Origin of the sequence: Dietzia sp. 111N12-1 (genome assembly GCF_001658045.1) — a bacterium.
GTDB lineage: Bacteria > Actinomycetota > Actinomycetes > Mycobacteriales > Mycobacteriaceae > Dietzia > Dietzia kunjamensis.
Window position 1 is genome coordinate 43006 of sequence record NZ_LSSV01000027.1, and the last position, 24431, is coordinate 67436.

Annotated in this window: 24 protein-coding genes and 1 tRNA gene; 13 read left to right on the forward strand and 12 right to left on the reverse strand. The window is 71.4% G+C overall.

Features of this window, described 5'->3' with window-relative positions:
• Position 1: 1 nt before the first annotated feature.
• From nuoL to nuoN, 3 genes are read left to right on the forward strand one after another with little or no spacing between them, the layout of a single operon-like run.
• Positions 2-2005 carry an NADH-quinone oxidoreductase subunit L gene (gene nuoL, locus AYO52_RS06105; protein WP_067715065.1) on the forward strand — a complete coding sequence of 668 codons (2004 nt, stop codon included), beginning with the start codon at positions 2-4 and terminating at the stop codon, positions 2003-2005.
• Positions 2002-3609: an NADH-quinone oxidoreductase subunit M gene (locus tag AYO52_RS06110; RefSeq protein WP_067714656.1), complete on the forward strand. Its 1608-nt coding sequence runs from the start codon at positions 2002-2004 to the stop codon at positions 3607-3609. Before nuoL ends, AYO52_RS06110 begins: the two co-directional genes overlap by 4 nt.
• Entirely contained in the window at positions 3606-5222 is a 1617-nt protein-coding gene (gene nuoN / locus AYO52_RS06115) for an NADH-quinone oxidoreductase subunit NuoN (RefSeq protein ID WP_067714659.1), read from the forward strand. Before AYO52_RS06110 ends, nuoN begins: the two co-directional genes overlap by 4 nt.
• Before the next feature lie 184 nt (positions 5223-5406).
• Here nuoN and AYO52_RS06120 read toward each other — a convergent pair whose 3' ends face one another.
• Positions 5407-5763, reverse strand: a complete 357-nt coding sequence (locus tag AYO52_RS06120; RefSeq protein ID WP_067714662.1) for a 4a-hydroxytetrahydrobiopterin dehydratase — start codon at positions 5761-5763, stop codon at positions 5407-5409.
• Positions 5764-5925: 162 nt separating this feature from the next.
• Here AYO52_RS06120 and gluQRS point away from each other — a divergent pair, with 162 nt between their 5' ends.
• The 3 genes from gluQRS (at position 5926) to AYO52_RS06135 (ending at position 8260) form a co-directional block, all read left to right on the forward strand.
• Positions 5926-6849 (forward strand): tRNA glutamyl-Q(34) synthetase GluQRS, encoded by a 924-nt coding sequence (gluQRS, locus tag AYO52_RS06125; RefSeq protein WP_067714665.1) that lies wholly within the window; start codon positions 5926-5928, stop codon positions 6847-6849.
• A gap of 320 nt (positions 6850-7169) precedes the next feature.
• Positions 7170-7895 (forward strand): queuosine precursor transporter, encoded by a 726-nt coding sequence (locus AYO52_RS06130; protein ID WP_156523544.1) that lies wholly within the window; start codon positions 7170-7172, stop codon positions 7893-7895.
• Positions 7892-8260 carry a CHY zinc finger protein gene (locus AYO52_RS06135; RefSeq protein ID WP_082923813.1) on the forward strand — a complete coding sequence of 123 codons (369 nt, stop codon included), beginning with the start codon at positions 7892-7894 and terminating at the stop codon, positions 8258-8260. Before AYO52_RS06130 ends, AYO52_RS06135 begins: the two co-directional genes overlap by 4 nt.
• Here AYO52_RS06135 and AYO52_RS06140 read toward each other — a convergent pair.
• On the reverse strand, positions 8245-8934 hold the full coding sequence (locus AYO52_RS06140; RefSeq protein ID WP_067714671.1) for a hypothetical protein: 690 nt from the start codon (positions 8932-8934) through the stop codon (positions 8245-8247). The two genes, AYO52_RS06135 and AYO52_RS06140, sit on opposite strands and share 16 nt — an antisense overlap.
• 123 nt (positions 8935-9057) lie before the next feature.
• On the opposite strand from AYO52_RS06140, the gene AYO52_RS06145 reads away from it, so the two are divergent.
• Complete coding sequence (locus AYO52_RS06145) at positions 9058-9753, forward strand: SIMPL domain-containing protein (protein WP_067714673.1); 696 nt, start codon at positions 9058-9060, stop codon at positions 9751-9753.
• Positions 9754-9816: 63 nt separating this feature from the next.
• Here the strand turns inward: AYO52_RS06145 and tgt are convergent, their stop codons facing one another.
• Positions 9817-11094, reverse strand: a complete 1278-nt coding sequence (gene tgt / locus AYO52_RS06150) for a tRNA guanosine(34) transglycosylase Tgt (RefSeq protein ID WP_067714675.1) — start codon at positions 11092-11094, stop codon at positions 9817-9819.
• 136 nt (positions 11095-11230) lie between these two features.
• Here tgt and AYO52_RS06155 point away from each other — a divergent pair, with 136 nt between their 5' ends.
• Positions 11231-11836 carry a TetR/AcrR family transcriptional regulator gene (locus tag AYO52_RS06155; protein ID WP_067714678.1) on the forward strand — a complete coding sequence of 202 codons (606 nt, stop codon included), beginning with the start codon at positions 11231-11233 and terminating at the stop codon, positions 11834-11836.
• Positions 11837-12135: 299 nt separating this feature from the next.
• Here the strand turns inward: AYO52_RS06155 and AYO52_RS06160 are convergent.
• From AYO52_RS06160 to AYO52_RS06175, 4 genes are all read right to left on the reverse strand, one after another.
• Positions 12136-12226, reverse strand: a tRNA-Ser gene (locus AYO52_RS06160).
• Positions 12227-12300: 74 nt separating this feature from the next.
• The gene (locus AYO52_RS06165) at positions 12301-12504 is read right to left on the reverse strand and encodes a CsbD family protein (protein WP_067714680.1); all 204 of its coding nucleotides are present in this window, start codon (positions 12502-12504) and stop codon (positions 12301-12303) included.
• A 143-nt stretch (positions 12505-12647) separates the two neighbouring features.
• Positions 12648-13085 (reverse strand): nucleoside deaminase, encoded by a 438-nt coding sequence (locus AYO52_RS06170; protein ID WP_067715071.1) that lies wholly within the window; start codon positions 13083-13085, stop codon positions 12648-12650.
• A gap of 119 nt (positions 13086-13204) precedes the next feature.
• A complete protein-coding gene (locus tag AYO52_RS06175) occupies positions 13205-13732 on the reverse strand; it encodes a tRNA adenosine deaminase-associated protein (RefSeq protein ID WP_067714683.1) in 528 nt (175 codons plus the stop codon).
• A gap of 36 nt (positions 13733-13768) precedes the next feature.
• Here AYO52_RS06175 and AYO52_RS06180 point away from each other — a divergent pair, with 36 nt between their 5' ends.
• Positions 13769-14731, forward strand: a complete 963-nt coding sequence (locus AYO52_RS06180; protein WP_067714686.1) for a prephenate dehydrogenase — start codon at positions 13769-13771, stop codon at positions 14729-14731.
• 103 nt (positions 14732-14834) lie between these two features.
• Here AYO52_RS06180 and AYO52_RS06185 read toward each other — a convergent pair whose 3' ends face one another.
• From AYO52_RS06185 to AYO52_RS18185, 3 genes are all read right to left on the reverse strand, one after another.
• A complete protein-coding gene (locus AYO52_RS06185; RefSeq protein WP_253701929.1) occupies positions 14835-15446 on the reverse strand; it encodes a putative glycolipid-binding domain-containing protein in 612 nt (203 codons plus the stop codon).
• 167 nt (positions 15447-15613) lie between these two features.
• Entirely contained in the window at positions 15614-17053 is a 1440-nt protein-coding gene (locus AYO52_RS06190) for a cytochrome P450 (RefSeq protein ID WP_082923814.1), read from the reverse strand.
• A 4-nt stretch (positions 17054-17057) separates the two neighbouring features.
• Positions 17058-17204, reverse strand: coding sequence for a hypothetical protein (locus AYO52_RS18185; RefSeq protein ID WP_156523539.1), 147 nt, complete (start codon positions 17202-17204; stop codon positions 17058-17060).
• On the opposite strand from AYO52_RS18185, the gene AYO52_RS06195 reads away from it, so the two are divergent.
• The 3 genes from AYO52_RS06195 (at position 17203) to AYO52_RS06205 (ending at position 19291) form a co-directional block, all read left to right on the forward strand.
• Positions 17203-17832 (forward strand): hypothetical protein, encoded by a 630-nt coding sequence (locus tag AYO52_RS06195; protein ID WP_067715074.1) that lies wholly within the window; start codon positions 17203-17205, stop codon positions 17830-17832. The two genes, AYO52_RS18185 and AYO52_RS06195, sit on opposite strands and share 2 nt — an antisense overlap.
• A 92-nt stretch (positions 17833-17924) precedes the next feature.
• On the forward strand, positions 17925-18647 hold the full coding sequence (locus AYO52_RS06200) for a VIT family protein (RefSeq protein WP_067714695.1): 723 nt from the start codon (positions 17925-17927) through the stop codon (positions 18645-18647).
• A gap of 83 nt (positions 18648-18730) precedes the next feature.
• On the forward strand, positions 18731-19291 hold the full coding sequence (locus AYO52_RS06205; protein WP_067714697.1) for a PGPGW domain-containing protein: 561 nt from the start codon (positions 18731-18733) through the stop codon (positions 19289-19291).
• Here the strand turns inward: AYO52_RS06205 and AYO52_RS06210 are convergent.
• A complete protein-coding gene (locus AYO52_RS06210; RefSeq protein ID WP_067714699.1) occupies positions 19278-21719 on the reverse strand; it encodes a glycoside hydrolase family 65 protein in 2442 nt (813 codons plus the stop codon). The genes AYO52_RS06205 and AYO52_RS06210 overlap by 14 nt on opposite strands.
• A gap of 185 nt (positions 21720-21904) precedes the next feature.
• On the opposite strand from AYO52_RS06210, the gene AYO52_RS06215 reads away from it, so the two are divergent.
• A complete protein-coding gene (locus AYO52_RS06215; protein WP_067715077.1) occupies positions 21905-22366 on the forward strand; it encodes a hypothetical protein in 462 nt (153 codons plus the stop codon).
• Here AYO52_RS06215 and AYO52_RS06220 read toward each other — a convergent pair.
• On the reverse strand, positions 22321-24357 hold the full coding sequence (locus AYO52_RS06220; RefSeq protein ID WP_067714701.1) for a DUF2339 domain-containing protein: 2037 nt from the start codon (positions 24355-24357) through the stop codon (positions 22321-22323). The genes AYO52_RS06215 and AYO52_RS06220 overlap by 46 nt on opposite strands.
• Between the last annotated feature and the right edge of the window lie 74 nt (positions 24358-24431).

Consider the following 24431-nt stretch of genomic DNA (forward strand, 5'->3'; position numbering starts at 1 on the left):
GATGACGACGACGACAACGACCGCAGCCGCCCTCGCCCCCGCCGTCGCCGGGTCCGCGCTCTGGCTCATCCCCGCACTGCCGCTGTTCGGTGCGGCGGTCCTGCTGCTGCTCGGTCGCCGCGCGGACGGGTGGGGCCACCTGCTCGGGTGCGCGACCGCGCTGGCCTCATTCGCGGTGGCGGTGTGGCACCTCGTGGCCATGACCGGCCGCGACGCCGCCGACCGCGCCGCGGGGCAGACCCTGTTCGAGTGGGTCTCGGTCGGCGAGTTCCAGCTGGACTTCGGCCTGCGCCTTGACGAGCTGTCCATGGTGTTCGTCCTGCTCGTCACCGGCGTCGGGCTGCTCATCCACGTGTACTCGATCGGCTACATGGCGGCCGACCCGGCGCGGCGCAAGTTCTTCGCCTACCTCAACCTGTTCCTCGCGGCGATGCTGCTGCTGGTGCTGGCCGACAACTTCCTCGGCCTCTACCTGGGTTGGGAGGGTGTCGGCCTGGTCTCCTACCTGCTCATCGGGTTCTGGCAGCACAAGCCGTCCGCCGCCACCGCGGCGAAGAAGGCGTTCGTCGTCAACCGCGTCGGTGACATCGGTCTGGGTGTGGCGCTGATGGTCATGGTCACCCAGCTGGGCACGCTGTCCTACGAGGGCGTGTTCTCCGCGATCGGTGGCGGGGCGGCGGGCAGCGAGGCGGCGGTAGCCGACGGCGGGGCGGTGAGCTCGGGGCTGGTCACCGCGCTCGGGCTGCTGTTGCTGCTGGGCGCGTGCGCCAAGTCCGCCCAGGTGCCGCTGCAGTCCTGGCTCGGCGACGCGATGGAGGGCCCCACCCCGGTGTCGGCCCTCATCCACGCCGCGACCATGGTCACCGCGGGCGTCTACCTCATCACCCGGTCCAACCCGATCTACGACGCGACCCCGACCGCGCGCGCCGCGGTGATTGCGGTCGGCGCCGTGACGCTGCTGTTCGGTGCGGTCATCGGCTGCGCCAAGGACGACATCAAGAAGGTCCTCGCCGCCTCCACCATGAGCCAGGTCGGGTACATGGTCATGGCCGCCGGCTTCGGGCCCGCCGGATACGCACTGGCGATCATGCACCTGCTCACCCACGGCTTCTTCAAGGCCGGCCTCTTCCTCGGCGCCGGTTCGGTGATGCACGGGATGAACGACGAGGTCGACATGCGACGCTACGGCGCCCTACGCGCGGTCATGCCGATCACCTTTGCCACCTTCGGACTCGGCTACCTGGCCATCATCGGCGTCCCACCGTTCGCCGGGTTCTACTCCAAGGAGGGCATCATCTCCGCGGCGTTCGACGTGGGCAGCGAATCAGCTGCGGGTGGGGGGCCGGGCGCGGGCTCACTGATCGGCTACCTCCTGGGGGCGGTGGCCCTGCTCGGCGCGGGCCTGACCGCCTTCTACATGACCCGCGTGATGATCCTGACCTTCTTCGGGCCGCAGCGCTGGGCCGACGACGCCCACCCCCACGAGTCGCCGGCGATCATGACGGCGCCGATGATCACGATCGCCGTGGGATCGGTGCTCTCGGGTCTGCTGTTGTCGCTCGGCGGGCGGCTGCAGGACTGGCTCGCCCCGGTCGTTGGCGAGCACCACCCGGAGCACGTCCTACCGGTGTGGCTGGTCACCGCCGCCTCCCTGGTCGTGGTGGCCGTTGGCATCGCCCTCGCCGTGCACCGCTACGCCCGTAGTGAGGTCCCGGCCACCGCCCCCGCCGGCTCCGCTCTCACGCGGGCCGCGCGCCGCGACCTGTACGCCGACGACCTCCACGAGGCGGTGTTCATGCGACCCGGCCAGGCCCTGGTCGCGGGCACGGAGGTGATCGACCGGCGGGTCGTGGCCGGGGCGGCGACGGGCGTCGGCGCCACCCTCGGGGAACTGTCCGCCCGGACGAGGCTCCTGCAGTCCGGACTCACCCGCTCCTACGCGCTGTACATGCTGATCGGCGCGGTTCTGGTGATCGCCGCGATGTTGGGGGGTGGCGTGCTGTGACCGGCCCCGGACTGCTCACCGCGCTGTGGCTCACGCCCCTGGTTGGCGCCCTCGTCGTCGTCGTCCTCCCTGCGAGCGCGCGCCGCGCGGCGAGGCCCCTCGCCCTGGTCACGTCCCTGGTCGTCCTGGGGGTGGCCGTCGCGCTGGCGGTCGGGTTCGAGCCGGGCGGCGAGACCCACCAGTTCGTCGAGTCGCGGCCGTGGATCCCCGCGTTCGGTGCGACGTACACGCTCGGGCTCGACGGCGTGGCGCTCGTGCTGGTGCTGCTCACCGCCGCGCTCATGCCGCTGCTCCTGCTCGCCGGATGGCGTGACACCGACGGGCCCGGCGGCGAACGCGCGGGCGGCACCGGCGAGAACCTGCGCGACGGCCGCAGCCCGGACGGTCGGCGCACGCAGGCGTACCCCGCGTTGATGCTCGTCACGCAGGGGCTCGCGCTGGTGGCGTTCACGAGCCTCGACGTGCTGCTGTTCTACGTGGCGTTCGAGGCCATGCTCATCCCGCTGTACTTTCTCATCGGGGGATTCGGAACAGGCGCGTTCGGAGACAGCGGCGCGGACCGGGCGCGGGCGGCCGTCCGGTTCCTCCTCTACAACCTGCTCGGCGGGCTCGTCATGCTGGCCGCGGTGCTCGGGCTCTACATGTACACAAACCGGGCCGGACTCGGGCCCGACGGCCGCGGCACCTTCGACTACCGCCTCATCACCGACGCCGTCGCCGACGGGCGACTGCAGATCCCGCCCGGCGCGATGCTCCTGCTGTTCGCCGGGTTCACGTTGGCGTTCGCGATCAAGGCCCCGCTGTGGCCGTTCCACACCTGGCTTCCCGGGGCCGCCGTCGCCGCGACGCCCGCCTCCGCGGTGCTCATGATGGCCGTGGTCGACAAGGTCGGCACCTTCGCGATGCTGCGGTACTCGCTGCCGCTGTTCCCCGAGGCAGCGGCGACCGCGACGCCCGTGATGGTGACGCTGGCGGTGATCAGCATCGTCTACGGCGGCATCATGGCCATCGCCCAGACCGACCTCCTACGCCTCATCGCGTACGCGTCGATCTCCCACTTCGGGTTCATCGTCCTGGGCGTGTTCGCCGCGACCGAGCAGTCGGCGGCCGGGTCCACGCTGTACATGGTCAACCACGGCATCGCCACGGCCGCGCTGTTCCTCGTGGCCGGGTTCCTCGTCCGGCGGCACCGGATCCGCGAGATCGGCTACTACGGCGGGGTGCAGCAGGCCGCGCCCGTGCTCGCCGGGGTGTTCCTCATCGCCGGGCTCGCGACGCTGTCACTGCCCGGGCTGGCCCCGTTCATCAGCGAGTTCCTGGTGTTCGTCGGCACGTTCGAGGTCTACCCCGTCGCCGCCGTACTGGCGACGGCGACGTTCGTCCTGGCGGCCGTCTACATCCTGTGGACCTACCAGCGGGTGATGGGCGGGCCCCTCGCGCCGGGGTTGCGGTCCACGCCCGACCTCACGACCCGCGAGCGCGTGGTGCTGGCCCCGCTGGTCGTGGCGCTGATCGTGCTGGGCTTCTACCCGCAGCCGGCGCTCGACGTGATCGACCCGGCGGTCGCCGAGACCGTCACCCACGTGGAAGGTGCCACCCGATGACCCCGGACATCGCCTACTCCTCGCTCCTGCCGCTGCTCGTGGTGCTCGGGACGGCGATCGTCTCGGTGCTCGTCGAGGCGTTCGCCCCCGCCCGACACCGCTACGCCGCGCAGCTGGTGCTGTACCTCGGCGGGCTCGTCGCGGCGCTGGTGACGGTGGTCCTGCTCGCCGGGACGCGGATAGTGACGGCCGGCGGCGCCGTGGCCGTGGACGGGCCCGCACTGTTCCTGCAGGGGGCGACGGTCCTCGTGGCGATCGGGGCGGGGGTGCTCATCGGGGAACGCTCCCGGGTGGGCGCGGCGGCCGGGGCCTCGTCGGGTTCGGTGGGCGCGGCGGCCACTGCCCGCCGCCCGGTGCTCGCGGGCTTCGCCCCGCAGGCCGCCCTGGCCCCGGGCGGCGACGCCGAACGCGAGGCCGAACGCGCGGGCGTCTCCCAGACCGAGGTCTTCCCGCTCGCACTGTTCGCCACGGGCGGGCTCATGCTGTTCCCCGCGGCGAACGACCTCATCACCCTGTTCATCGCGCTAGAGGTGCTGTCCCTGCCGCTGTATGTGATGTGTGGCATGGCCCGCCGGCGGCGGCTCCTCTCCCAGGAGGCCGCGGTCAAGTACTTCCTGCTGGGGTCCTTCTCCTCGGCGATCTTCGCCTACGGCGCCGCGCTGATCTACGGGTACGCCGGAACCGTCGAATTCGGCGGCATCGCAGCAGTGGTCGCCGCCGAGGGCGGCAGCTCGCTGGCGCTGATCGGCGTGGCGATGATGTCGGTGGGCCTGCTGTTCAAGGTCGGGGCCGTGCCGTTCCACACCTGGACCCCCGACGTCTACCAGGGCGCGCCCACCTCGATCACGGCGTTCATGGCCGCCGGGACCAAACTCGCCGCGTTCGGTGCGATCCTGCGGTTCTTCCACACCGCCGTCCCCCGCCTCGAGGACGACTGGGCGCCCGTGCTCTGGGTGATCGCGGCGTTGACGATGATTGTCGGCACGGTCGTCGGAGTCACGCAGAACGACGTCAAACGCCTGCTGGCCTACTCCTCCGTCGCGCACGCCGGATTCCTGCTCACCGGGGTGCTCGGCCCTCCGGCGGCCGGTACCTCCGCCGTGCTGTTCTACCTCGCGGCGTACGCGGTGAGCACCGTCGGCGTGTTCGCGGTGGCCGGGCTGGTCCGCGCGCCTGACGGCGCCGAGATCACCGACCTGCAGGCCTGGGCCGGGCTCGGCCGACGTCAGCCACTGGTGTCGGGCGCGTTCGCACTGCTGCTGCTCGCACTCGCGGGCATCCCGCTGACCAGCGGGTTCATCGCCAAGTTCGCGGTGTTCTCCGCAGCCGTTGCCGGCGGCGCGGTGAGCCTCGTGGTGATCGGCGTGCTCACGAGCGCGATCGCGGCCTCGTTCTACGTCCGCGTGATCGTGGTGATGTTCTTCCGCGATGCGGGCGAGGTGGACTCCGGAAACGAGCGTTACGGCTCTGCAGGCGCCGGCGAGGTGGCGTTCGCGCGCAGGCCCGTCACGTACGCGGTCGTCGGCATCGCGGTCGTGGTGACGATCCTGCTGGGGATCGTGCCGCAGCCACTGCTCGACCTGGCCACCGCGGCGGCCGCGTTCGCGGGGTAGGAGTTCGCGGAGAGGAGGCCGAGTTGGCGGAGTTCGCGGGGTAAACAGCCATCCGGCCGTCAGTAGCCGCGTCGACAAGAGTCTTTCACCCGTATCGGTCGAGTAGCAGTGCACGAAACACTCTTCTCGACGACTGCCGCCCGCTGCCTGCCGCCCGCCGCGCCCTCGGAGCCCGCCGCGCCCCCTACTCCCCCAGGCCCAGCGGGGTGGCGTCGAACTCCCCGGACAGCGCGGACACCGACCGAGCAAGCCGGAGGTCGCGCTGGGTGACGCCGTCGACGTCGTGGCTGCGGAGGTCGAGGGTGACCTCGTCGTAGCTCCACAGCAGGTCGGGGTGGTGGTCCTGCGAGTTCGCGGCCTGCCCGATCGCGGCGACGAGGTTGATCGCGGCCTGCGGGGTCTCGCACACGGCCGTGTAGGTCAGCGACCCCTCCGAGAAGGCCCAGCCGGGCAGATCGGCGAGGCCTTCGGCGATCTGCTCCTCGGTCAGGCGGGTGTTGTCGTCGGCGGCGGGGCGGGCGTTGTCGGCGTCTGCGCTCATGCCGTCCAGTCTGGCACCTCCCGCCGCACCCGGCACTCCCGCCGGGGCGCGGGAACTCATCGCCGCGCCCGCTGCTTCCCGCCGGGGCGCGGGAAATCTCCGCCGCGCCCGGCGCTTCCCGCCGCGTCGGCCCTTCCTGGTGGCGCGGCCTACCCTGTGGGAGTGAAATCCCCCGCCAGCTCTCTACCTCCCGGCGCCGGCCGGTACGCGCCCAGCCCGTCGGGCGACCTGCACCTGGGGAACTTGCGCACGGCGGTGGCGGCGTGGGTGCTGGCCCGCGATTCGGGCCGGGCGTTCCGGATGCGCGTCGACGATCTCGACGCCGCCCGCGCCCGGCCCGGGGTGGCCGAGCGTCAGCTGGCGGACCTGGCGGCGATCGGCCTCGACTGGGACGGCGAGATCATGTGGGAGTCCGAGCGGGCGCACGCCTACGCCGCGGCGGCGAACCAGCTGGCCGATCAGGACCTGGTCTATGAGTGCTACTGCTCGCGCCGCGAGATCGCCGAGGCCCCCCGCGCCCCGCACTCCCCGCCCGGGTCGTACCCCGGAACGTGCCGCGACCTGTCGGAGGCCGAACGGGAGCGTCGCCGGGAGGCACTCGGCCCGGGGAGGGTGCCGGCGCTGCGACTGCGCGCGACGGTCGCGGAGTTGACGATCACCGACCGGGTCCACGGGCCGTACACGGGCGTCGTCGACGACGTGGTCCTGCGCCGCGGTGACGGCGTGTGGGCGTACAACCTCGCCGTCGTCGTCGATGATGCCGAGCAGGGCGTCGACCAGGTCGTGCGCGGCGAGGACCTGCTCTCCTCCACTCCCCGCCAGGCCCACCTGGCCGACCTGCTGGGCCTGCCGCACCCGGAGTATGTGCACGTGCCGCTCGCGGTCAACGCCGCCGGTGAGCGTCTGGCCAAGCGGGACGGCGCGGTGACCCTCGCCGATCTGGCGCAGGAGGGGACGACGACGAGGGCCGCGGTCGCCCGGATCGTGGCCTCACTCGGTGGGCCGGAAGGCGCGGACTCGATCGAGGCGCTGCATGGGGTGGTCACCACCGAGTCCTTGCGGTCCGGCCCCTGGGTGGTGGCCTGATCGGCCGACGCGCGCCCAGCCCGGCCCGACCGCCCCATCGAAAAGAGCGTTCCGCCCGGACCCACTCGCACAACGCGTGCGGAAGCGACTTGTCGATCAACGGGGATGCGGCGCGACGCGGCCTATTCGGCGGGTAGGGATTCGGCATCGCTGCGGGCGGGCGCGGATAATCGTCGTTCGTGACCACTTCCTCGCAGAATTCCGACCAGCTGGGGACTGGGCGGCCGGACGGGAACACTCCCGAGCCGGCGCCCAGTACCCCTTCCACCGCGACCCCTTCCACCGCGTCCGCCGCCTCCGCCGGTCTCCCCGGCCGCGCCGTGTTCGCCACGGTCGCCAGCCCGTACTACGGCTATCTCATCGCCCTGTTCGTCGGCGTGATGCTCATCAGCAACGTCACCGGGACCAAGGGCGTCCTCCTCTTCCCCGACCTGAGCTTCGAATTCGGGTTCCTCTCGATGGACGGGCTCGTCACCGACGGTGCCTTCCTGCTCTTCCCGCTGGCCTACGTGCTCGGCGACGTGATCAGTGAGGTGTACGGCTTCAAGGCGATGCGCCGCGTCGTCCTCTCCGGTTTCGCCGTGCTGGCGTTGGCCGCGTTGAGCTTCAGCCTGACCGTGCAGTTGCCGCCGGCCGACTTCTACGAGAACCAGGACGCGTTCGAGGCCGTCGCGGGGGTCATCCCGCAGTTCTTCCTCGCCGGCCTGGCCGGGTACGTCGTCGGCGAGCTGCTCAACTCCTACGTCCTGGTGTGGATGAAGCGCCGCACCGGTGAGCGGAGCCTGTGGGCGCGGCTCCTGGGGTCGACCGTGGTCGGCCAGCTCGCCGACACGCTGGTGTTCTGCACGATCGCGGCTCCGGCGCTGGGCATGGTACTCGGCTCGGGCGACTACTGGAACTACGTCGTCATCGGCTTCGTCTGGAAGACCCTCGTCGAGGCGGTCCTGCTGCCGGTGACCTACGTGGTGATCGCGTGGATCAAGAAGCGCGAGCCCAGCTATCAGGCTGCACTGTCGGGTTCCGCCCTGTCACACTCGGCGGTATGACCTCCGCTGACCGGGACGCAGACGACGGGCGCGACGCCGCCCGACCAGCCGCGGTGACGGTGCTCGGCGCGACGGTCGACGACCAGACCAGGTGCATCCACTACCGCGGCCCGCTCGACATCGTCGCGATCCGATTCCACTGCTGCGGCGAGTTCTATCCCTGCTTCCGCTGCCACGCCGACGCCACCGACCATGCGCTGTCGGTGTGGCCGCGGGACGAGTTCGACACCGATGCCCTGCTCTGCGGCGCATGTTGGAGCACGCTGACCATCGCCGAGTACCAGGCCACCGACGCCTGCCCGGCCTGCGGCACGGCGTTCAACCCGGGCTGCTCGCTGCACTACCCGCTCTACTTCGAGTCATAGGTCGAGTTCAACGGCGCGCGAAACTCCTCGACCATGCGTGCTGCCAGGACCAGGTGAGCCCGGATCACGCCCGCGAGTTCGTTCTCGATGCGTTCTCGGGGCAGGTCCCGAGCTCTGGCCCCCTCCGGCAACCTGTCAGCCACCCGTTGTAACCCGTCGTTGTGGACCCCGCCGCGTCGCTGTCTCCACGGGTCGGAGAGCACGTCGAGGATCGATGCCCGGAGCGTCGCGAATGCCACTGGGTCCGCCCCGTACGCGGCTCTGTAGATCCCAGTCGCCACCGAGACCCGGGGCTCCTCCTCCTCTAGTTCGGCGATCAGTTCGTCGTCTTCGTCGAAGTACGCCGCCTCGTACAGATCCTTCTCCTCCTCGAACTCTTCTACACCTTGCTCGAGCACCCCGGAGAGAATCTGGTCGGCGGCCACCAGCTGTGGCCACCTAACCATGAGCTCGTCGAACTCCAGATCCGCCATTCTGCTGATCAGTCGCCGAACCGCGGCGTCATCCCCGGCCAGCGCCTTTCGTAGCGCCTTCTCCGCGAGGTTGAACGCGGCGGTCTGCCACGTCTCACTCTTTTCTGAGCTATCGCGTACCGGACTGTGCAGGAGGACGCCCAACGGCGAGCGCCTCTCGAGGTCGTCGTGGGGGTGATCGTTTCTGGTCTGGTTCGTCATGCGCGCAGCGTCGCACGCAGCACCGACACCTACGAGTCGCCTCGGTCGTGCGGAGCTCATCAGCTGGTCGACCAAGACCGACGTGTAGGCCCGCCTATGTCGGTTCCTGCGTCATAGTGACGTATGGCCTCACCCCGCGTACCCGCCGCACTCGCACTCCTCACCGCCGCACTGCTCCTGGCGGGTTGCTCGGGTCAGAGTGAGGATCCGCCGGTCATCAGCACGCAGGGAACCGGCATCGTCACCGGTTCTCCCGATACCGTCACCATCGTGCTCGGCGTCGAGACCCGGGCATCTGACGCCAGCACAGCGCTGACCGACAACGCGGAACGCGCCCGATCCCTTATCGAGACCATCAAGGCCCAGGGCGTCGAAGAGGAGGACATCGCCACCAAGAACCTGTCGGTGCAGCCCAATTTCCTGCCCAGCGGCAGCATCGACGGATACATCGTCACGAACCAGGTGACGGCGACCTTGCGCGACGTCGACAGGAGTGGCGATCTCATCGATGCAGCGGCGGGCGCCGCCGGCGACGCGATCCGGGTTCAGCAGTTGACGTTCTCCATTGACGACGACAGCGACCTCGGGGCCCAGGCCCGGGCGCAGGCGGTCACTCGAGCTGAAGAACAGGCCCAACAGATCGCCGAGGCGGCCGGGGCGGAGTTGGGGGCGGTGCAGTCGATCACCGAGGTACCGGAGACCGAAGCGACTCCGTTTCCGGTCTCGAGGTCGTTGGCAGACGGCGCAGCTTCGACGCCGATCGAGGCCGGTAGCCAGGACCTCACTGTGTCCGTCTCCGTGACCTACGAGATCAACTAGCTGATCCCGCCGACGGATACGGGCGGCCGGGCGCCCTGGCCGCGCGGCCAGGGCGGCCAGGGATCAGCGTCCCGAGTAGTACCGCCCCAGGAACTGCTCCTTGTAGGCCACGTACTCGTCGGGTCCGGCCGCCATCGCCGCGCGCACCTCGTCGACCAGCCGCACCACAAAGGCCAGGTTGTGCAGGGTGAGCAGGGTGGAGCCAAGGAACTCCTTGGCCTTGAACAGGTGATGCAGGTAGGCGCGGCTGTACTCGCGCGACACCTCGGACGGGCCCTCGGGGTCGAGCGGGGTGTGGTCGTGGCGGAACTGGGCGCGGGTGATGTTGACCCGCCCGTCCAGGGTGTAGATCCCGCCGTGGCGGGCCAGCCTGGTGGGCGCCACGCAGTCGAAGGTGTCGGCGCCGTTCTCCACGGCGGTGAAGATGTCGTCGGGCTCGCTGATGCCCAACAGGTGTCGCGGACGGTCGTCGGGCAGTTCCTCGGTGCACCAGCCGACGATCGTTCCGAGGTTCTCCTTCTCCAGCGCGCCGCCGATCCCGTAGCCGCCGAACCCGCGCCGCCCCTCGGCCTCGGCGCGCTCGCTCATCTCCACGAGCCCGCGCACGGCCTGCCGCCGCAAATCCTCGAACTGTGCACCCTGGATCACGCCCCACAGTGACTGCCCCGGCCGGTGCCCCCGCTCCAGCGACAGCCGCTCGTGCTCGTCGAGGCAGCGTTGCGCCCACCGTCGGGTCCGCTCCACCGAACTCTCCTGGTACTTCCGCGTGTTCATCAGCGTGGTGAGCTCGTCGAACGCGAACAGGATATCGGCGCCCAGCGAGTGCTGGATGCTCATGGACACCTCGGGCGAGAAGCGGTGCCGGGAGCCGTCGAGGTGCGAGGTGAAGGTGACGCCGTCCTCGTCGACCTTCGCGAGCCGGCCCTGCCCCTTGTTGGTGGCCGCGTCGTCCGGTGTGGCGCCGGCCGACATCTCGATGACCTTCTTGAACCCCACCCCGAGGCTCATCACCTGGAAGCCGCCGGAGTCGGTGTAGGTGGGCCCGGACCAGCGCATGAACTCCCCCAGCCCGCCGGCGGCGTCGACGACCTCGTGCCCGGGCTGCAGGTACAGGTGGTAGGCGTTCGCCAGGACGGCCTGGGCGCCGGTGGAGCGGACCTGCTCGGGGGTCAGCGTCTTGACGGTGGCCTTGGTGCCGACGGGGATGAACGCCGGGGTGGCGATGTCACCGTGCGGAGTGTGGATGACACCCGTCCGCCCGCCTGCCGTCCCGTCGAGGACCATCCGCTCGCCCACGTCGAAGGTGGTCGCGCGGGTGGTGGGCGTGGCGTTGTCCGGCATCACTCCATCGTGGCATGGCGGTCGCGGATTGCGGACGTGACCCTAAGATGGAGAGGTACGTCGGCATGGGGGGCGTAGTCGTCGGCGTCGGAGGGCGCGACGTGCGCGCCCGAGAGTACGACGACGAGGTGGGGCGATGACCACATCAGGTGGCCGTAGGCTCTCCAAGCACGAGCGCCGTTCCCAGCTGATCGTGTTGGGGATCCGTTTGCTGGAGACCGTGCCTTTCCATGCCCTGTCGCTGGACGACGTCGCCGAGCGGGCCGGGGTGTCCCGCAGCCTGCTCTTCCATTACTTCCCCACCAAGCTGGATTACCTCACGGCGGTCGTGCGTGCAGCGGCCGACCACGTGCTGTCGCTGACCGAGATCCCGGTGGGCGCGCACGCCGAGGACAGCACGCGCGCGATCATCACGGCGTTGGTGCGCTACATCCAGCGGCGGCGGGACAACTACGTGGCGGTCCTGCGGTCCGGCAGGGCTGTGGATCCGGCGTTGGAGAAGGTCGTCGACGGCATGCACCGCACGATCAGCCTGCGGATCCTCGACAGCCTCGGGGTACACGACCCGGACCCCCTGGCGCTCGCTCTCACGCGGGCGTGGTTGGCCGGCACCGAGGAGTTGGCGTTGCTGGGTGAGGAGTCGGGGCTGCCGCAGGACACGGTGATCGATGCGGCACTGTCGACCCTGAGCTCGGTCGTGACGCTGCCGGACTTCGCCGAGGAGTCCTCCGACCACGTCTGACAGCGCGTCTCGACTGCGCCCGCTCCTGCCCCACACACAGCCGCCCGCCAGCATGGCGTCTCGCACCTGCCCCACACACAGCCGCCCGTCGCCATGGCGTCTCGCACCTGCCCCACACACAGCCGCCCGTCGCCATGGCGTCTCGCACCCACCGCGGGGCAGGCGAGACGCCATCGTCAGGGGCGGCTGGCGCGGGGGCGGCTGCCGAGGGGGCGGCCAGGCGCGGGAACGGCTGCCACGGGCGAGGGGGCGGAATGACGAGAGCCCCGGACCTCTCTCGAGATCCGGGGCTCTCCCCGTGGCGGTGGCGGTGGGATTTGAACCCACGGTTGGGGGTTACCCAACACAGCATTTCGAGTGCTGCACCTTCGGCCGCTCGGACACGCCACCGCCGATTAGGCTACTTCACGCATGGCCCCAGACGAAAATCGCCAGGCCAGAGGCGAGGAGTCAGCTGCTGCAACTCACTTGTCGTTGCCGGTGAGCTTGCTCGCGGCCTCGTTGGCCTTGTCCTTGAGCTTCTCGGCACCCTGCTTGATGCCGGCCTCGCCCTGGTCGGCCTGGCCCTCGGCCTGCAGGTCACGGTCTCCCGTCGCGGCGCCGGCCGACTCCTTGGCGCGGCCGCCCAGCTCCTCGGCCTTGTTCGAGAACTTGTCTCCCACTCCCATGTGGTGCTCCTCTCGATCGCGGCGCCGGGGTCCGGCACCTCTCACGACCCACGGTACGGAGGTGCCGAGCCGGCCTCCACCGCGAGCGGGTCACGATCGGGTCACCGACGGGCGCCCCGCCGCGGACCCCGGCACAGCCGCCGTCATCGACGAGCGCGGAAGAAACCCTCCAGGACGGCCGCACACTCGTCCTCGAGCACACCACCCCGCACCTCTGGACGGTGCACCAGACGTCGGTCGCGGACGACGTCCCACAGCGACCCACACGCCCCGGTGCGCGGCTCCCAGGCTCCGAAGACGATGCGGCCGACCCGCGCCGCGACCGCCGCCCCCGCGCACATCGTGCAGGGCTCCAGGGTCACCACGAGAGTGCAGTCCTCCAGCCGCCAACCGTCGCCCAGGACCCGCGCGGCCTCGCGGAGCGCGATCACCTCGGCGTGCGCGAACGGGTCACCGTCGGCCTCCCGCCGATTGGTGGCGGCGGCCAACTCCCGACCGTCGGGGCCCAGCACCAGCGCGCCGACGGGCACGTCCTCGGCCGGGGCACCGCCCGCCACGGCCAGGGCGCGCCTCACCAGCATCTCGTCGGCCACCCGCGCGGAGCCCCGGTGTTCGGGGTGCGCTGACCCCGGGGGCACCGAACCGGCGGGGTTCACGGGCACACCGCGGTCACGGACACGGCGCCGTCACGACCCGTGGCTCACGAGTCGGGCTGGTGCCGCTCGAACTCGTCGCCGAAGCCCATCCGCTCGGCCACCGACTGCAGCTGCTCGTCGGCGTAGAGGTCGGTCTCGGAGACGATGATCTCCAACACCCCGGCGGGCAGGCCCATGTCGTCGAGGATCGCCATGTCGCCCTCGCCCCACGGGTCGGTCTGCTCGAGCTCCTCGTCGGTCATGTCGGGCACGTCCACGTTGAGCTCGTCGAGCACATCCGCGGCGAGGTCGTAGTCCAGCGACGCGGTCGCGTCCGAGAGCATGAGCCGCATCCCGGACGGGCCCGGGCGCAGGATCACGAAGAACTCGTGGTCCACGTCGACCAACCCGAACGACGGCCCCTCCGCGCGCAGCGACCGGACCTGCCGGGCAGCGTCGTCGAGACTGGTGAGGGCGGCGTCGTCCAGACGGGTGACCTGCCAGGAACCGCCGTCCTGGACCACCCCGAGTGCGATGCCGGTGACCGAGTCGTCGTCGGAGTCGCGGGAGGTTCGGTCGGAGCTGCTGGGCATGAGCTCAACCGTAGTCTGCTGTGAGAACCTTGTCAGGTGACGGTGACGGCGGACGTGTGCGTGCTCGGGGTCGGCCTGATCGGCGGCTCACTCCTGCGGGCCCTCGGCCCCGATCGGACCTTCGGCTGGAACCGCTCCCCCGCCGGCGCCGAGGCCGCCACCGCCGCCGGTTTCGACGTCACCACGGATTTGCCCACCACGCTCCGCCGGGCTGCGGAGTCGGATGCCCTCGTCGTCGTCGGCGTCCCCCTCCCCGCCCTCGAGTCGGTCCTGGGCGCGGTGGCCGAGCACGCACCCACGGTCGCCCTCACCGACGTGATCAGCGTCAAGGGCCCCGTCCTGGAGGCGGTACGACGGCACGGACTGGGGGCGCGGTTCGTCGGCGGGCACCCCATGGCCGGCACCGCCCACTCCGGCTGGGACGCAGGCGACCCCGACCTGTTCCGCGGTGCCACGTGGCTCATCGCGGCCGACGACGACGCCGACCCCGACACCTGGGGACGAGTTGCGCGGCTCGCGCTGGACAGCGGCGCACGGGTGGTCGCGGCGACCTCCGCCGACCACGACGCGGCCGTCGCCCGGATCTCCCACCTGGGGCACGTGCTGGCCGAGGCGCTCGCGCTGGCGGGCGGCCGGGGCGGGGACCTCGCGCTCTCGTTGGCGGCGGGGTCGTTCCGCGACGGCACCCGCGTCGCCGGGACCGCACCCGATCTGGTGCGCGCGATCTGCGAACCCAACCGGGACGCACTGCTGGACGTGCTGGACGAATGCCTTGCCGACCTCGCGGCCGCGCGGGCGGCGCTGGCCGAGCGGGGAACGCTGGGGCCGCTCGTCGACGACGGCCACCGCGCGCGGCGCTCCTACGAGGACGCGCAGGCAGATCGCACCGGCGGGGATCGCCGACCGGCGGAGGTCACGCCGGGGGCGGCCGGGTGGCTCGAGGCGCTCCGCGAGGCGGGCGCCGCGGGCAGGGAGGTCCGGCTCGCCGACAGGCTCTAGAGGCCCGGCGGCAGGCCGTTCAGGCCCTTCGGCTGGCCGTTCAGGCTCTTCGGCTGGCCGTTCAGGCCCTTCGGCTGGCCGTTCAGGCTCTTCGGCTGGCCGTTCAGGCCCTTCGGCTGAGCCCCGGCACGTCGATGATCACGCCGTCGGCGTCGACCGTCGCGCTGGTCGACGCGGTGGCGGTGATGCCGTGGACCTGCTCGTCGTCGCTGGAGAGCGTGACCGTGTCCTCGGTGACGTCGAGCGTCATGGAATCCACCGACAACACCCGCACATCCTCGGAACCCGGCTGCGCGTGCAAGCCCAGGCGACGGATCATGACGCTGGCGAAGAACACACTGTAGGTGATGTCCACGTCCACCACGCCGTCGCCGCCCACGCGGGAGCGGGTGCCGGAGGAATCCTCGAGCAGCCAGGCCCCCTCGTCGTCGCAGACCAGGTCGATCGTGCGCTCGTACTCCTCCGTGGTGAGGGTCAGCCACACCCGGCGCAGGGTCGTGTCGGCGCCGAGTCGAGCCTCGTACTCCACGGTGAAGGCGGGGTTGTCCGGGCCGGCGGCGGCGACGATCCGACCGCGGGCGCGGCTGGAATCACCCTTGGGGTCGACCCTGACCTGCTCGATCAGTCTGCCGTTCTCGGATATCCACGTGTACATACGGGTGACCGAGGCGCGGTGCGCTTCGGGCTGCGGCGAGGACGTCTCAGAAGCGTTCACAGCCTCCACGGTAGGAAAATCTCCACCAAAACGCACATCTGAGTCCCGTTAACCTCCTGCCCACCACCCGTCACACAGGCGGATCCGGCCCCCGGACGGCCCTGAGGAGGAACTGAGGGCCCGGGACGGCTGCAGGCGCCGCCGGCCCGCAGGCCCGCAGGCCGGGCTCAGCGTCGCCGCAGGTCCACCCGCGCACGGCGCCACGGGTACAGGGTGACGTTGCGGGACCGCGGCCACTCGCGACCGCTGCCCACCGACTCCAGGCGGTACCGCTCCAGCAACTGCCGCAGGATGACCTGGCCCTCCATCATCGCGAACGATGCCCCGATGCAGCGGCGCGCGCCGCCGCCGAACGGCAGCCACTCGGTGGGCGTGGGCACCTCGCCGAGGAACCTCCCCGGGTCGAAGTCACGGGGTCCGGCGTAGGTGGCCGCGGAGCGGTGGGCCAGGACGATCGACGGCGAGATCGTCACTCCCCGCGGGTAGGTCCGCCCGCCGACGGTGGCCGGCTCCTGCAGCTCCCGCATCACCATCGGCACCACCGGATGCAGCCGCAGGACCTCCTTGAGTACGGCGTCGAGGTACTCCGACCCGCCCTCGGCGATCTCGGCCACACACCTGTCCTGGATGCGCGGGTGGCGGGCCAGTTCCAGCATCGACCACGCCATCGCGGTGGCCGTGGTCTCGTGCCCGGCCGCCACGAGGGTCATGAGCTGGTCGCGCAGCTCCTGGTCGGACAGTCCCTGCGCGTCGGCCGCCGAGGCGCGGACGAGCAGCGCCAGGAGGTCCCGCCGCTCGGACAATCCCGGGTCGAGGCGGGCCGCGGAGATCTCCTCGCCGAGGAACTCGTGGATGGTCTCCAGGTCGCGCACCTCCCGGCTCCACGGCCACCGCCGGCGCAGCGCGGGGATCCCCAGGCCGATCATCACCACCGGGCCGGCATCGACCGCCCGGGCGACGATCGGCCGCATCCGGTCCAGGCGCGCCGAGTCCGTCACCCCGAAGACCACCCGCAGGATCACCTCGAGCGTCAGCTGGTTGAGCAGCACGTGGGCGCGGACGCGACCCGACCGCGGCCAGTGGTCCAGCTGTTCGCGGGTGACCTCCTCGACGAGCGTGCGGTAGCCGTCGATCTCGCGCCGCCCGAACGCCGGCGCCAGCAGCCGCCGGGCGCGCGCGTGCTCGTCACCGTCCTGGAGGAGCAGCGAGTGCTCGCCGAGGAGGGGGCGGAGCAGGTCGTTGCCCTTGCCGGCGTGGAAGACCGACGGCGAGCCGGCGAACACGTCCTTGATCTGCGCGGGCTCGGACACCGCGACGACCTTGCGCCCGGCGGGCATGAGATCGAGCGTGAACGGCACCCCGTAGCGCCGGGCCGCCGCCGGGAAGACGACGGCGGGAGCCGACAGGGCCAGCACCGCCTGCAGGATCCGCGGGAGCCGGGGGCCGGGTGGGAGCCCGTCCCGCCCGGCCCCAGCCTGCATGGTCGGGCCGGGGCCCGCGTGACCGTGTGCCGGGCCGGGGCCCGCGTGACCGTGTGCCGGGCCGGGGCCCGCGTGACCGTGTGCCGGGCCGGGGCCCGCGTGACCGTGTGTCGCCTCGCTGCGCATGCGCTCACCGTACGAGTCGGCACGCCCCCGCCGCAGCGGGATCGGTGATGCCCGGCGTCCGCCCGCGCACCCCTGCGTCACCCGCGGGCAGCCGGACGTTCACCGGTATCGCCACCTCGTCGTCGTCGATCAGGTCTAGCGTGGACCACATGGCCGTGCTCCCCGTGGACCTGGACTCGACGCCCGACGACATCGCCTCCCTCCTCGCCGTGGACGCCGCCGTCCGCGCGGCGGTGGGCCTCGACCACCACGCGCCCGCCACCGGCGCCCTGCACTGGTCGGTGGACGAGGGGATGTGGATGGCGTTGCTGCGACCGGGGCCCGGGCGCGCACTCCTCGCCGGCTGGCACCACGAGTTCTCGCTCACCGAGGGCAGCGGCACCGCCGGCGAGGCCGGCACCGACCTGGTGGGGGACGCCCCCGGGTGGTGGCGCCGCGGCGTCGAACACGCCCGCACCCACGACGCGTGCCTGGGCTTCCTGTACGGGTGGGACGGGTCACGGTGGTGGCGACTGGACCAACCCACCGACGACGGCTTCGACCCCGAACTGTTCCCGGTGACGCGGGCCGCCCTGCGCGACATCGTCGACGAACTGGCCGACGACACCCTGCTCGACGCCCCCGACCCCGATGCCGTGGAGGCACTGCTCACCGCCGGGTCCGCCCTCACCGCCGTCGAGCTCGGCGCGGTGCTCCACGCCCCCGACGGCTGGCCCGACGTCGACCTCGACGCCGGCGCCCGGGCCGCCCGGGAGTTCCGCTCCGCGGTCCCCGCCTGAGCCGGCGGCCCGTCCAGCGCTGTAGAAAAAACGCTGGTAAGGATAGCCTTTCGAGGCTTGTCGGCGACTCCGGGGAGTCCTACCGTAGGGGCATGAGCGTCCCCGGTCCGGCACCACACAGCACGGTGGAACCCCACGACTCATCGGTCGGCGGCAAACTCAACTGGCTGCGTGCCGCGGTCCTGGGTGCCAATGACGGACTGCTCTCGACCGCGGGCCTCGTCCTGGGCGTCGCCGCCGCCACCACGGATCGCCCGGCGATCCTCGTCGCCGGCATGGCGGGGCTGGTCGCGGGCGCGAGCTCGATGGCCATCGGCGAGTACGTGTCCGTGAGCACGCAACGCGACACCGAGAAGGCGCTCATCGAGAAGGAGACCCGCGAGCTCGAGGAGGCACCCGAAGCGGAGTTCGACGAGCTCGTGGGCCTGTACACGGCCAAGGGGCTCAGCGAGGAGACCGCCCGGCGGGTGGCGGAGGAGCTGCACGCCGACGATCCCCTGGCGGCCCACCTCGATGCGGAACTGGGCATCGACGCCGAGTCGTTGACCAACCCGGTCAGCGCCTCGATCTCGTCCGCGATCTCCTTCGCGCTCGGTGCCGTCATCCCCCTGCTCGCCGTCCTCGCCCCGGCCACGCTGAGGGTTCCGTTGATCGGCGTCCTCACGGTGGTGGGGTTGATCCTCGCCGGGTACGTCTCCGCCCGACTCGGCGACGCGGATCCCCGCCCGGCCGTGCGCCGGCTCGTGATCGGGGGCGTCGCGGCCATGACGGTGACCTACGGGATCGGCCTGCTGCTCGGGACCAGTGTGACCTGAGCCGTGGGGCGCCTCCGCTGTTCGGGCCCGGGACGCGGGGGGATCGCCTGCATCGGAGGCGCGGACTCTGTAACCATGGTCCGGTGAAGAGACTCGGCTACGTGGCGGTGAGACGCCTCGCGCTCGAGATCATCGGGTGGACGCTCATCGTTCTCGGCATCGCCGCACTGTTCCTCCCGGGTCCCGGGCTCCTCATGCTGTTCGCCGGGACGGTGGTGCTCTCACGGCAGTACGAGTGGTTCGACCGGCGACTGCTGTCGATCAAGCGCGTCGCCATGGAGGGCGCCTCCCGCGGGGTCCAGTCGTGGCCCAAGATCGCCGGGTCACTGCTCGGCGTGGCCTGGCTGATCGGCCTGGGGATCTTCTGGGGGATCGGCTCGGCGGTGCCGACCTGGTGGCCGCTGTCGGCCGACCTCTGGCTCATCGGCGGCTGGGGCACCGGCGGCACCCTCATCTTCTCGGGCCTCGTCGGGCTGGCGCTGCTCGTCTACGCACTGCGTCGGTTCCGCGGCAGCCCGTACGACCACGAGGCGGAGGTGGTGCACGACCACCAGCGCCGCGAGGAGCGGCGCCGGGCGCGGGCCGCGCGGCGGCTCGCCCACGCGGCGGCGCGCCGCGCCGATCCGGGCGTCACTCCAGGCTGAACCGCTCCTCGCCGCCCACCTCGACCATCCGCTGCTGCCCCCGCACGCACACGCACACCGGGGTCGCGTCGATCACGCCGTCGCGGTGACGGATCACCACCTCGTCCCGCATCACCGTCACCGTGAGCGGCGATCGCAGGTAGGTCATGTTGAACGAGACCCCGTCGATGCCGCCGGGCAGATTCGGGTCGAACTGCAGCATCCCGCTCTCGACCCGCATCCCGGCGTAGAAGCGCTGCACCAGGTCGACCGTGCCGGACATGACCCCCATGTGGATGCCCTCGCGGGTCGTCCCGCCCTGGATGTCGTGCACGTCGCTACCCAGGGCGACCTTGAACCGCTCCCAGGAACTGTCCGGGTCGAAGCGGGCGAGGACGCCGGCGTGGGTGATGTAGGACAGGGTCGACCCGTGGGAGGTGCGGCGGTCGTAGTAGTCGATCGTGCGCTGAGCGGCGTCGTCGGGGAACTCGTACCCGAGCCGCTTGAACACCCGGCGCAGCTCGTCGTCGCTGAACAGGAAGAACAGCATCACCGCGTCGGCCTGCTTGGCCAGTTTGTACCGGTCCGGGGTGTCACCCTCGGCCTTGAGGATCCGGTCGAGCCGCTGGATGTTGCCGTACGTGGCGCGGTATCCCTCCCAGTCCAGCTCCTCAAGCTCCTCGTAGCCCTCGAACTGACTGATGATCCCGTCGTGGAACGGGACGAACATCTTGTGACTCATGTCCTTCCACCGGGCGATCTCCTCGTCGCGCAGTTCGAGCCGGGCGCGGACGGCGCCGGCCTGGGGTGCCGGCAGCAGGTCGAGCAGGTGGGCGGCGATGTCGCAGATCCACGCCACGAAGACGTTGGTGTAGGCGTTGTTGCGCAGCCCGCCCTCGGACGCGCCCGGGTACTTCTCGTGGTATTCGTCCGGGCCCATCACGCCGTGGATCTCGTACCGCCCGCGTTCCGCGTTGAAGTGCGCGATGGATGACCAGAACCGCGCGATGCCGAGCATCATCTCCGCGCCCCGGAACTCGAGGAACATCGTGTCCTCGGTGAGGGTGACGTACTGCCACACGTTGTAGAAGATCGCCGCGCTGACGTGGCGCTGGTTGTGCGACAGGTCGATGTCCCACCGCCCCGACATCGGGTTGAGGTGGAGTTCCTGGGTCTGCTCCGTGCCCAGCGATCCGCTCTGCCACGGGAACATGAACCCCTCGTACCCGGCCGACGCCGCCGCCACCCGCGCCTCGGACTGCCTCCGGTAGCGGTACATGAGCAGGCTGCGGGTCACGGCCGGGAGCCGGAAGGTCAGGAACGGGAAGACGAACAGTTCGTCCCAGAACACGTGGCCCCGGTAGGCCTCGCCGTTGATCCCGCGGGCGGGCACGCCGGCGTCGAGGTCGGAGGTGTTGTGCGAGCACGTCTGCAGGATGTGGCTGATGTGCACCCGCAGCAGGTGCTGGGCCTCGTCGTCGCCGAACACGTGCAGGTCACACGCCTGCCACAGCCGCTCCCACGACTCGCGGTGGTGCGCGTACGCCGCGTCGAACGGTCGCGAGCGCGACGCCGACCGTGACGCGCGCAGGAGCGTGTCCCCCGTGGCCGGGTCACGGGAGGTGAACAGGGCGACCGATTTCTCGATCGTCGTGGGGACGTCGCGCTCCAGTTCCACGTGGAGGGTCTGCTGGATGTAGTCCGCCGTCCGGAAGTCGGAGCGGGGCACCTCGCGTTCCCGGCCGCCGGTCGAGACGAGGGTGCGTGCCGCGACGCCGACGTTCACCTCGGACTGCCGGGTGCGCACCTTGAGCGCCATCACCTCGGGCTGCGGGAACACCGTGCTGCCTGGCCGGAGGTGATCGCTCTCGAGTTGCCGGTAGCGGGGCACTCCGTCGTTGGTGACGCGCCCGTCGAGCGCGCTCACGATCTCCGCCTGGCCGGACCAGTTCAGCGGCGTGATCGTCCACTCGAGGTAGGCGTGGTGCATGCTGGCCATCGACGCGAACCGTCGGCTCACCAGCTCGGTTTCCCGTCCCTCCCGGTCACGGAAGCGGATCTGGCGGGTCATCAGCGCCGAGCGCAGGTCCACCCGGTGGCGGTACTCGAGGATCTGCACCTCCGAGAGCCGTAGTACCTCGGCGCCGCCGATGCGCAGCTTGAGCGGCAGCCAGTTGGGGAGGTTAACCAGGTCCTCGTTGTGCACCGGCACGCCGCCGAGCATGGTGGTCGCGCGGTTGTAGAGGCCGTGCACGTAGGTGCCCGGGTAGTGGACCCCGTCGTTCTCCTCCCATTCGGCGGCGCCGCGGGTGGACATGTACCCGTTGCCGGTCGAGGTGAGGGTCTCGCGCAGGCCCTCCTCACCGGGGTCGAACCCGTCGTAGGACAGCGAGAAGGCGTCGTCCTGCCCGCCCGGGGAGGCTGCACGTCCGGTCTGTGAGGTGGTCACACGCCCGACCCTAACCAGTCCGTCGGCTCCTCGGCGGCGGTCCGGCCGGACGGCTCGGCGAGATCGTCATCCCGCCGAGACCCGCCCCGCGCGGGTCTACGATATGATCTACGTCACAGTCGGGACGGTTCGGGGCCGCGCCGCGATCCCTCTTGTCGACCGTCTCCGTCCGACAGGGGTTCATCATGACCGTTCAGCTCATCGAGATCACCGAGGACGTCGCCGACCGGCTCCAGGTCCTCACCACACCGACGGCCTGTCAGGTCGGCGATGCGCGCATGATCATCATCGATCTGCTCGGTTCCGGGCCGTCGTGGCCGTTGTCCGTCCTGGTCGACCACGTCTGCACCTCCTACGAGGCCCCGGACGGCGAGCGTCTCATGGTCGACCTGCGCGACCGCGAGGGCCTGGCCGACCACCTCCTGCGTGACGAGCCCGCCCTGCGCCACGTGACGTGGGTCCGCGCCACGCGCCAGGCACTGCGCGAGTTGACCGACGCCGGCGAGGTGGTGTGGAGCCTGCCGTCGGACGATCCGGACGAGGTCGACCATCCGGAGGTCGAGGTACTGATGTCCGGCGCCCAGCCGCGCGCGTTCCGCGTCTACGTCGGCGATCCGCTGCCCGACGGCTCGGTCTCCCTGCGGTAGCGGACGGCCACCGCGAGCATCACCGCGCCGACGGCGATGAACGACAGCACACGGAACAGTCCCGGCAGGGTGGCCAGGTCGAGCAGGAGCAGCTTCGCCAGCGCGAGGGAGCCCAGGACGAACCCGAGTCGACGCGCATCGGCGATCCGCGGGTTCGCGGTGAGGACGAGCCAGGCCGCGCAGCAGATCCACAGCACCGTCACCACCAGGTGTGCGGCGAGGAACCCGTTCCGCGCCACCCCGGTGAGGTCACCGATCACGACGCCCGCCGCGACCACCATCACCGAGAAGGCCGCCAGGGCCACGACGGCGCCCACCATCATCACGCGCGTCGACTCGCGGGGCAGGCGGCGGCGCGCCCACCACGTCACGGCGACCGCCAGCGCCGTGATGGCGAACGCGGAGACCACGTCCCAGTAGGTGAACTCGCGGACCGCGAGCCGGTCGCTCAGTACGAGGTGCGGTCGGTTGACGGCCGCGTAGACGAGCACGGCGATCACGGAGGCGGCCGCGGCCACCAGGTCCACCCAGCGTCGTCCCCACAGGCCGGCGGACACGACGTACGCCAGGGCGCTCAGGGTCAGAGCGAATCCGGTGAGCTCGCGCCCTCCCAGTTCGACCCACGTCAGTAGCAGGAGCGCGCTCCCGACGAACCCCGTGACCGCGGCCAGCAGCACGTGCGCCCTGTCGCGGCCGGTACGGCCGGCGAGAACCGCGACGGCGAGGTAGGCGGCGGCGAGGGCCAGCCCGACGGGCCAGCCGGGCCGGAGGAGGTGGGTGGCCGGCAGGAGGGCGAGGGGCAGGGCGGTGGGGACGACGACGAGGGCGGCGTTGGCGAGTGCCGGGCGGCGGTGGGCGGTGTCGTACCAGGCCACCCCGACGCCCACGGCGGCAAAGACGAGCGAGGTCGCGATGAGCGCGATCTGTTCGCCGCGGCTGTGGAGTGCGGCCTGCGAGAGGTAGCCGGCCAGCAGGAACCCCGGTAGGACGGACCACACCACGCGGACGGCTGCCCCGAGTTCGGCGGCGAGTACCGCGGTGGCGATGCCGACGATCGCGACGAAGATCGGCAGCTCGACACCGGTGGAGATGAGGGGCGCCAGGAGCATCGTGCCGGCCGAGACCAGGCAGGCCAGCAGCCCGGAGGACCAGCGCCCCGCGAGTGCCATCCCTCCGAGGGCGAGCCCGCCCACGAACATGTACGCGGCCGGGACGGGGATCCACAGGTAGAGCGTGGTGCTGGCGATGACGTCGAGCATCGCCGCTGCCAGGCCCGTGCCGACCAGGGCCAGTGCGCCGGGGTTGACCGGGGTGCCGTCGGGGTCGGCGGCGGCCCGGGGGTCGGTGTGGGCCGCGGGGTCGGTGGTGGCGGATTCGTGGCGGGACTGCAGTCGCAGGCCGAGGCCGACGAGCACCACCGCCAGGACCGCGGCGGCGACGACCCGCGCGAGCGGCGGGAACAACCCCGCCTGGATGGCCACGACCAGTAGGAACGCGATGCCGGCGAGCATGACCGACCCGCCGATCGCGGCGATGACGGTGGCGGCCGTGATGCGCGGCCTCCGCCGCGGCGACTGGCGCGGCGCCGCATCCCACGGTTGCCGCCACGGCCGGTCGGCCTGTTGCCACGGCCGGTCGGGGTGCGCGGGCGGCGGCCCGTACCGCCCCGCGGGGTCGTCCTGTCCGGGTGGCCGCCAGGGCCCGCCCGGACGTGCCGGGGCGGGCACAGGCTGCGAGGGAGCGCCAGCCGGGGCCGGGGCGCCAGACGGGGCCGGCGTCACCGGGTGCGGCGTCCCCTGAGGCGGCGCGCCCGCACGCCACGGCGACTCCGCCGGCGACTCCCCCGGCGACTGTCCGCCCACCGCCGGACCGGACTGTCGGGCGAGTGCCGACAACCCGGCCCGGACCTCCCCGACCTCTGCGGTGATGCGTCCGAGACGGGCGTCGAGGTCGGCGAGGGCGCGCTGCAGGTCGGACTGCTGGGGGTTCACCCCTGAATCATCTACCGCTCCGTTGCGAGCGTCCATGCCCCTCTCCCCTGACACCTCGACACGGAGCGCCGTCC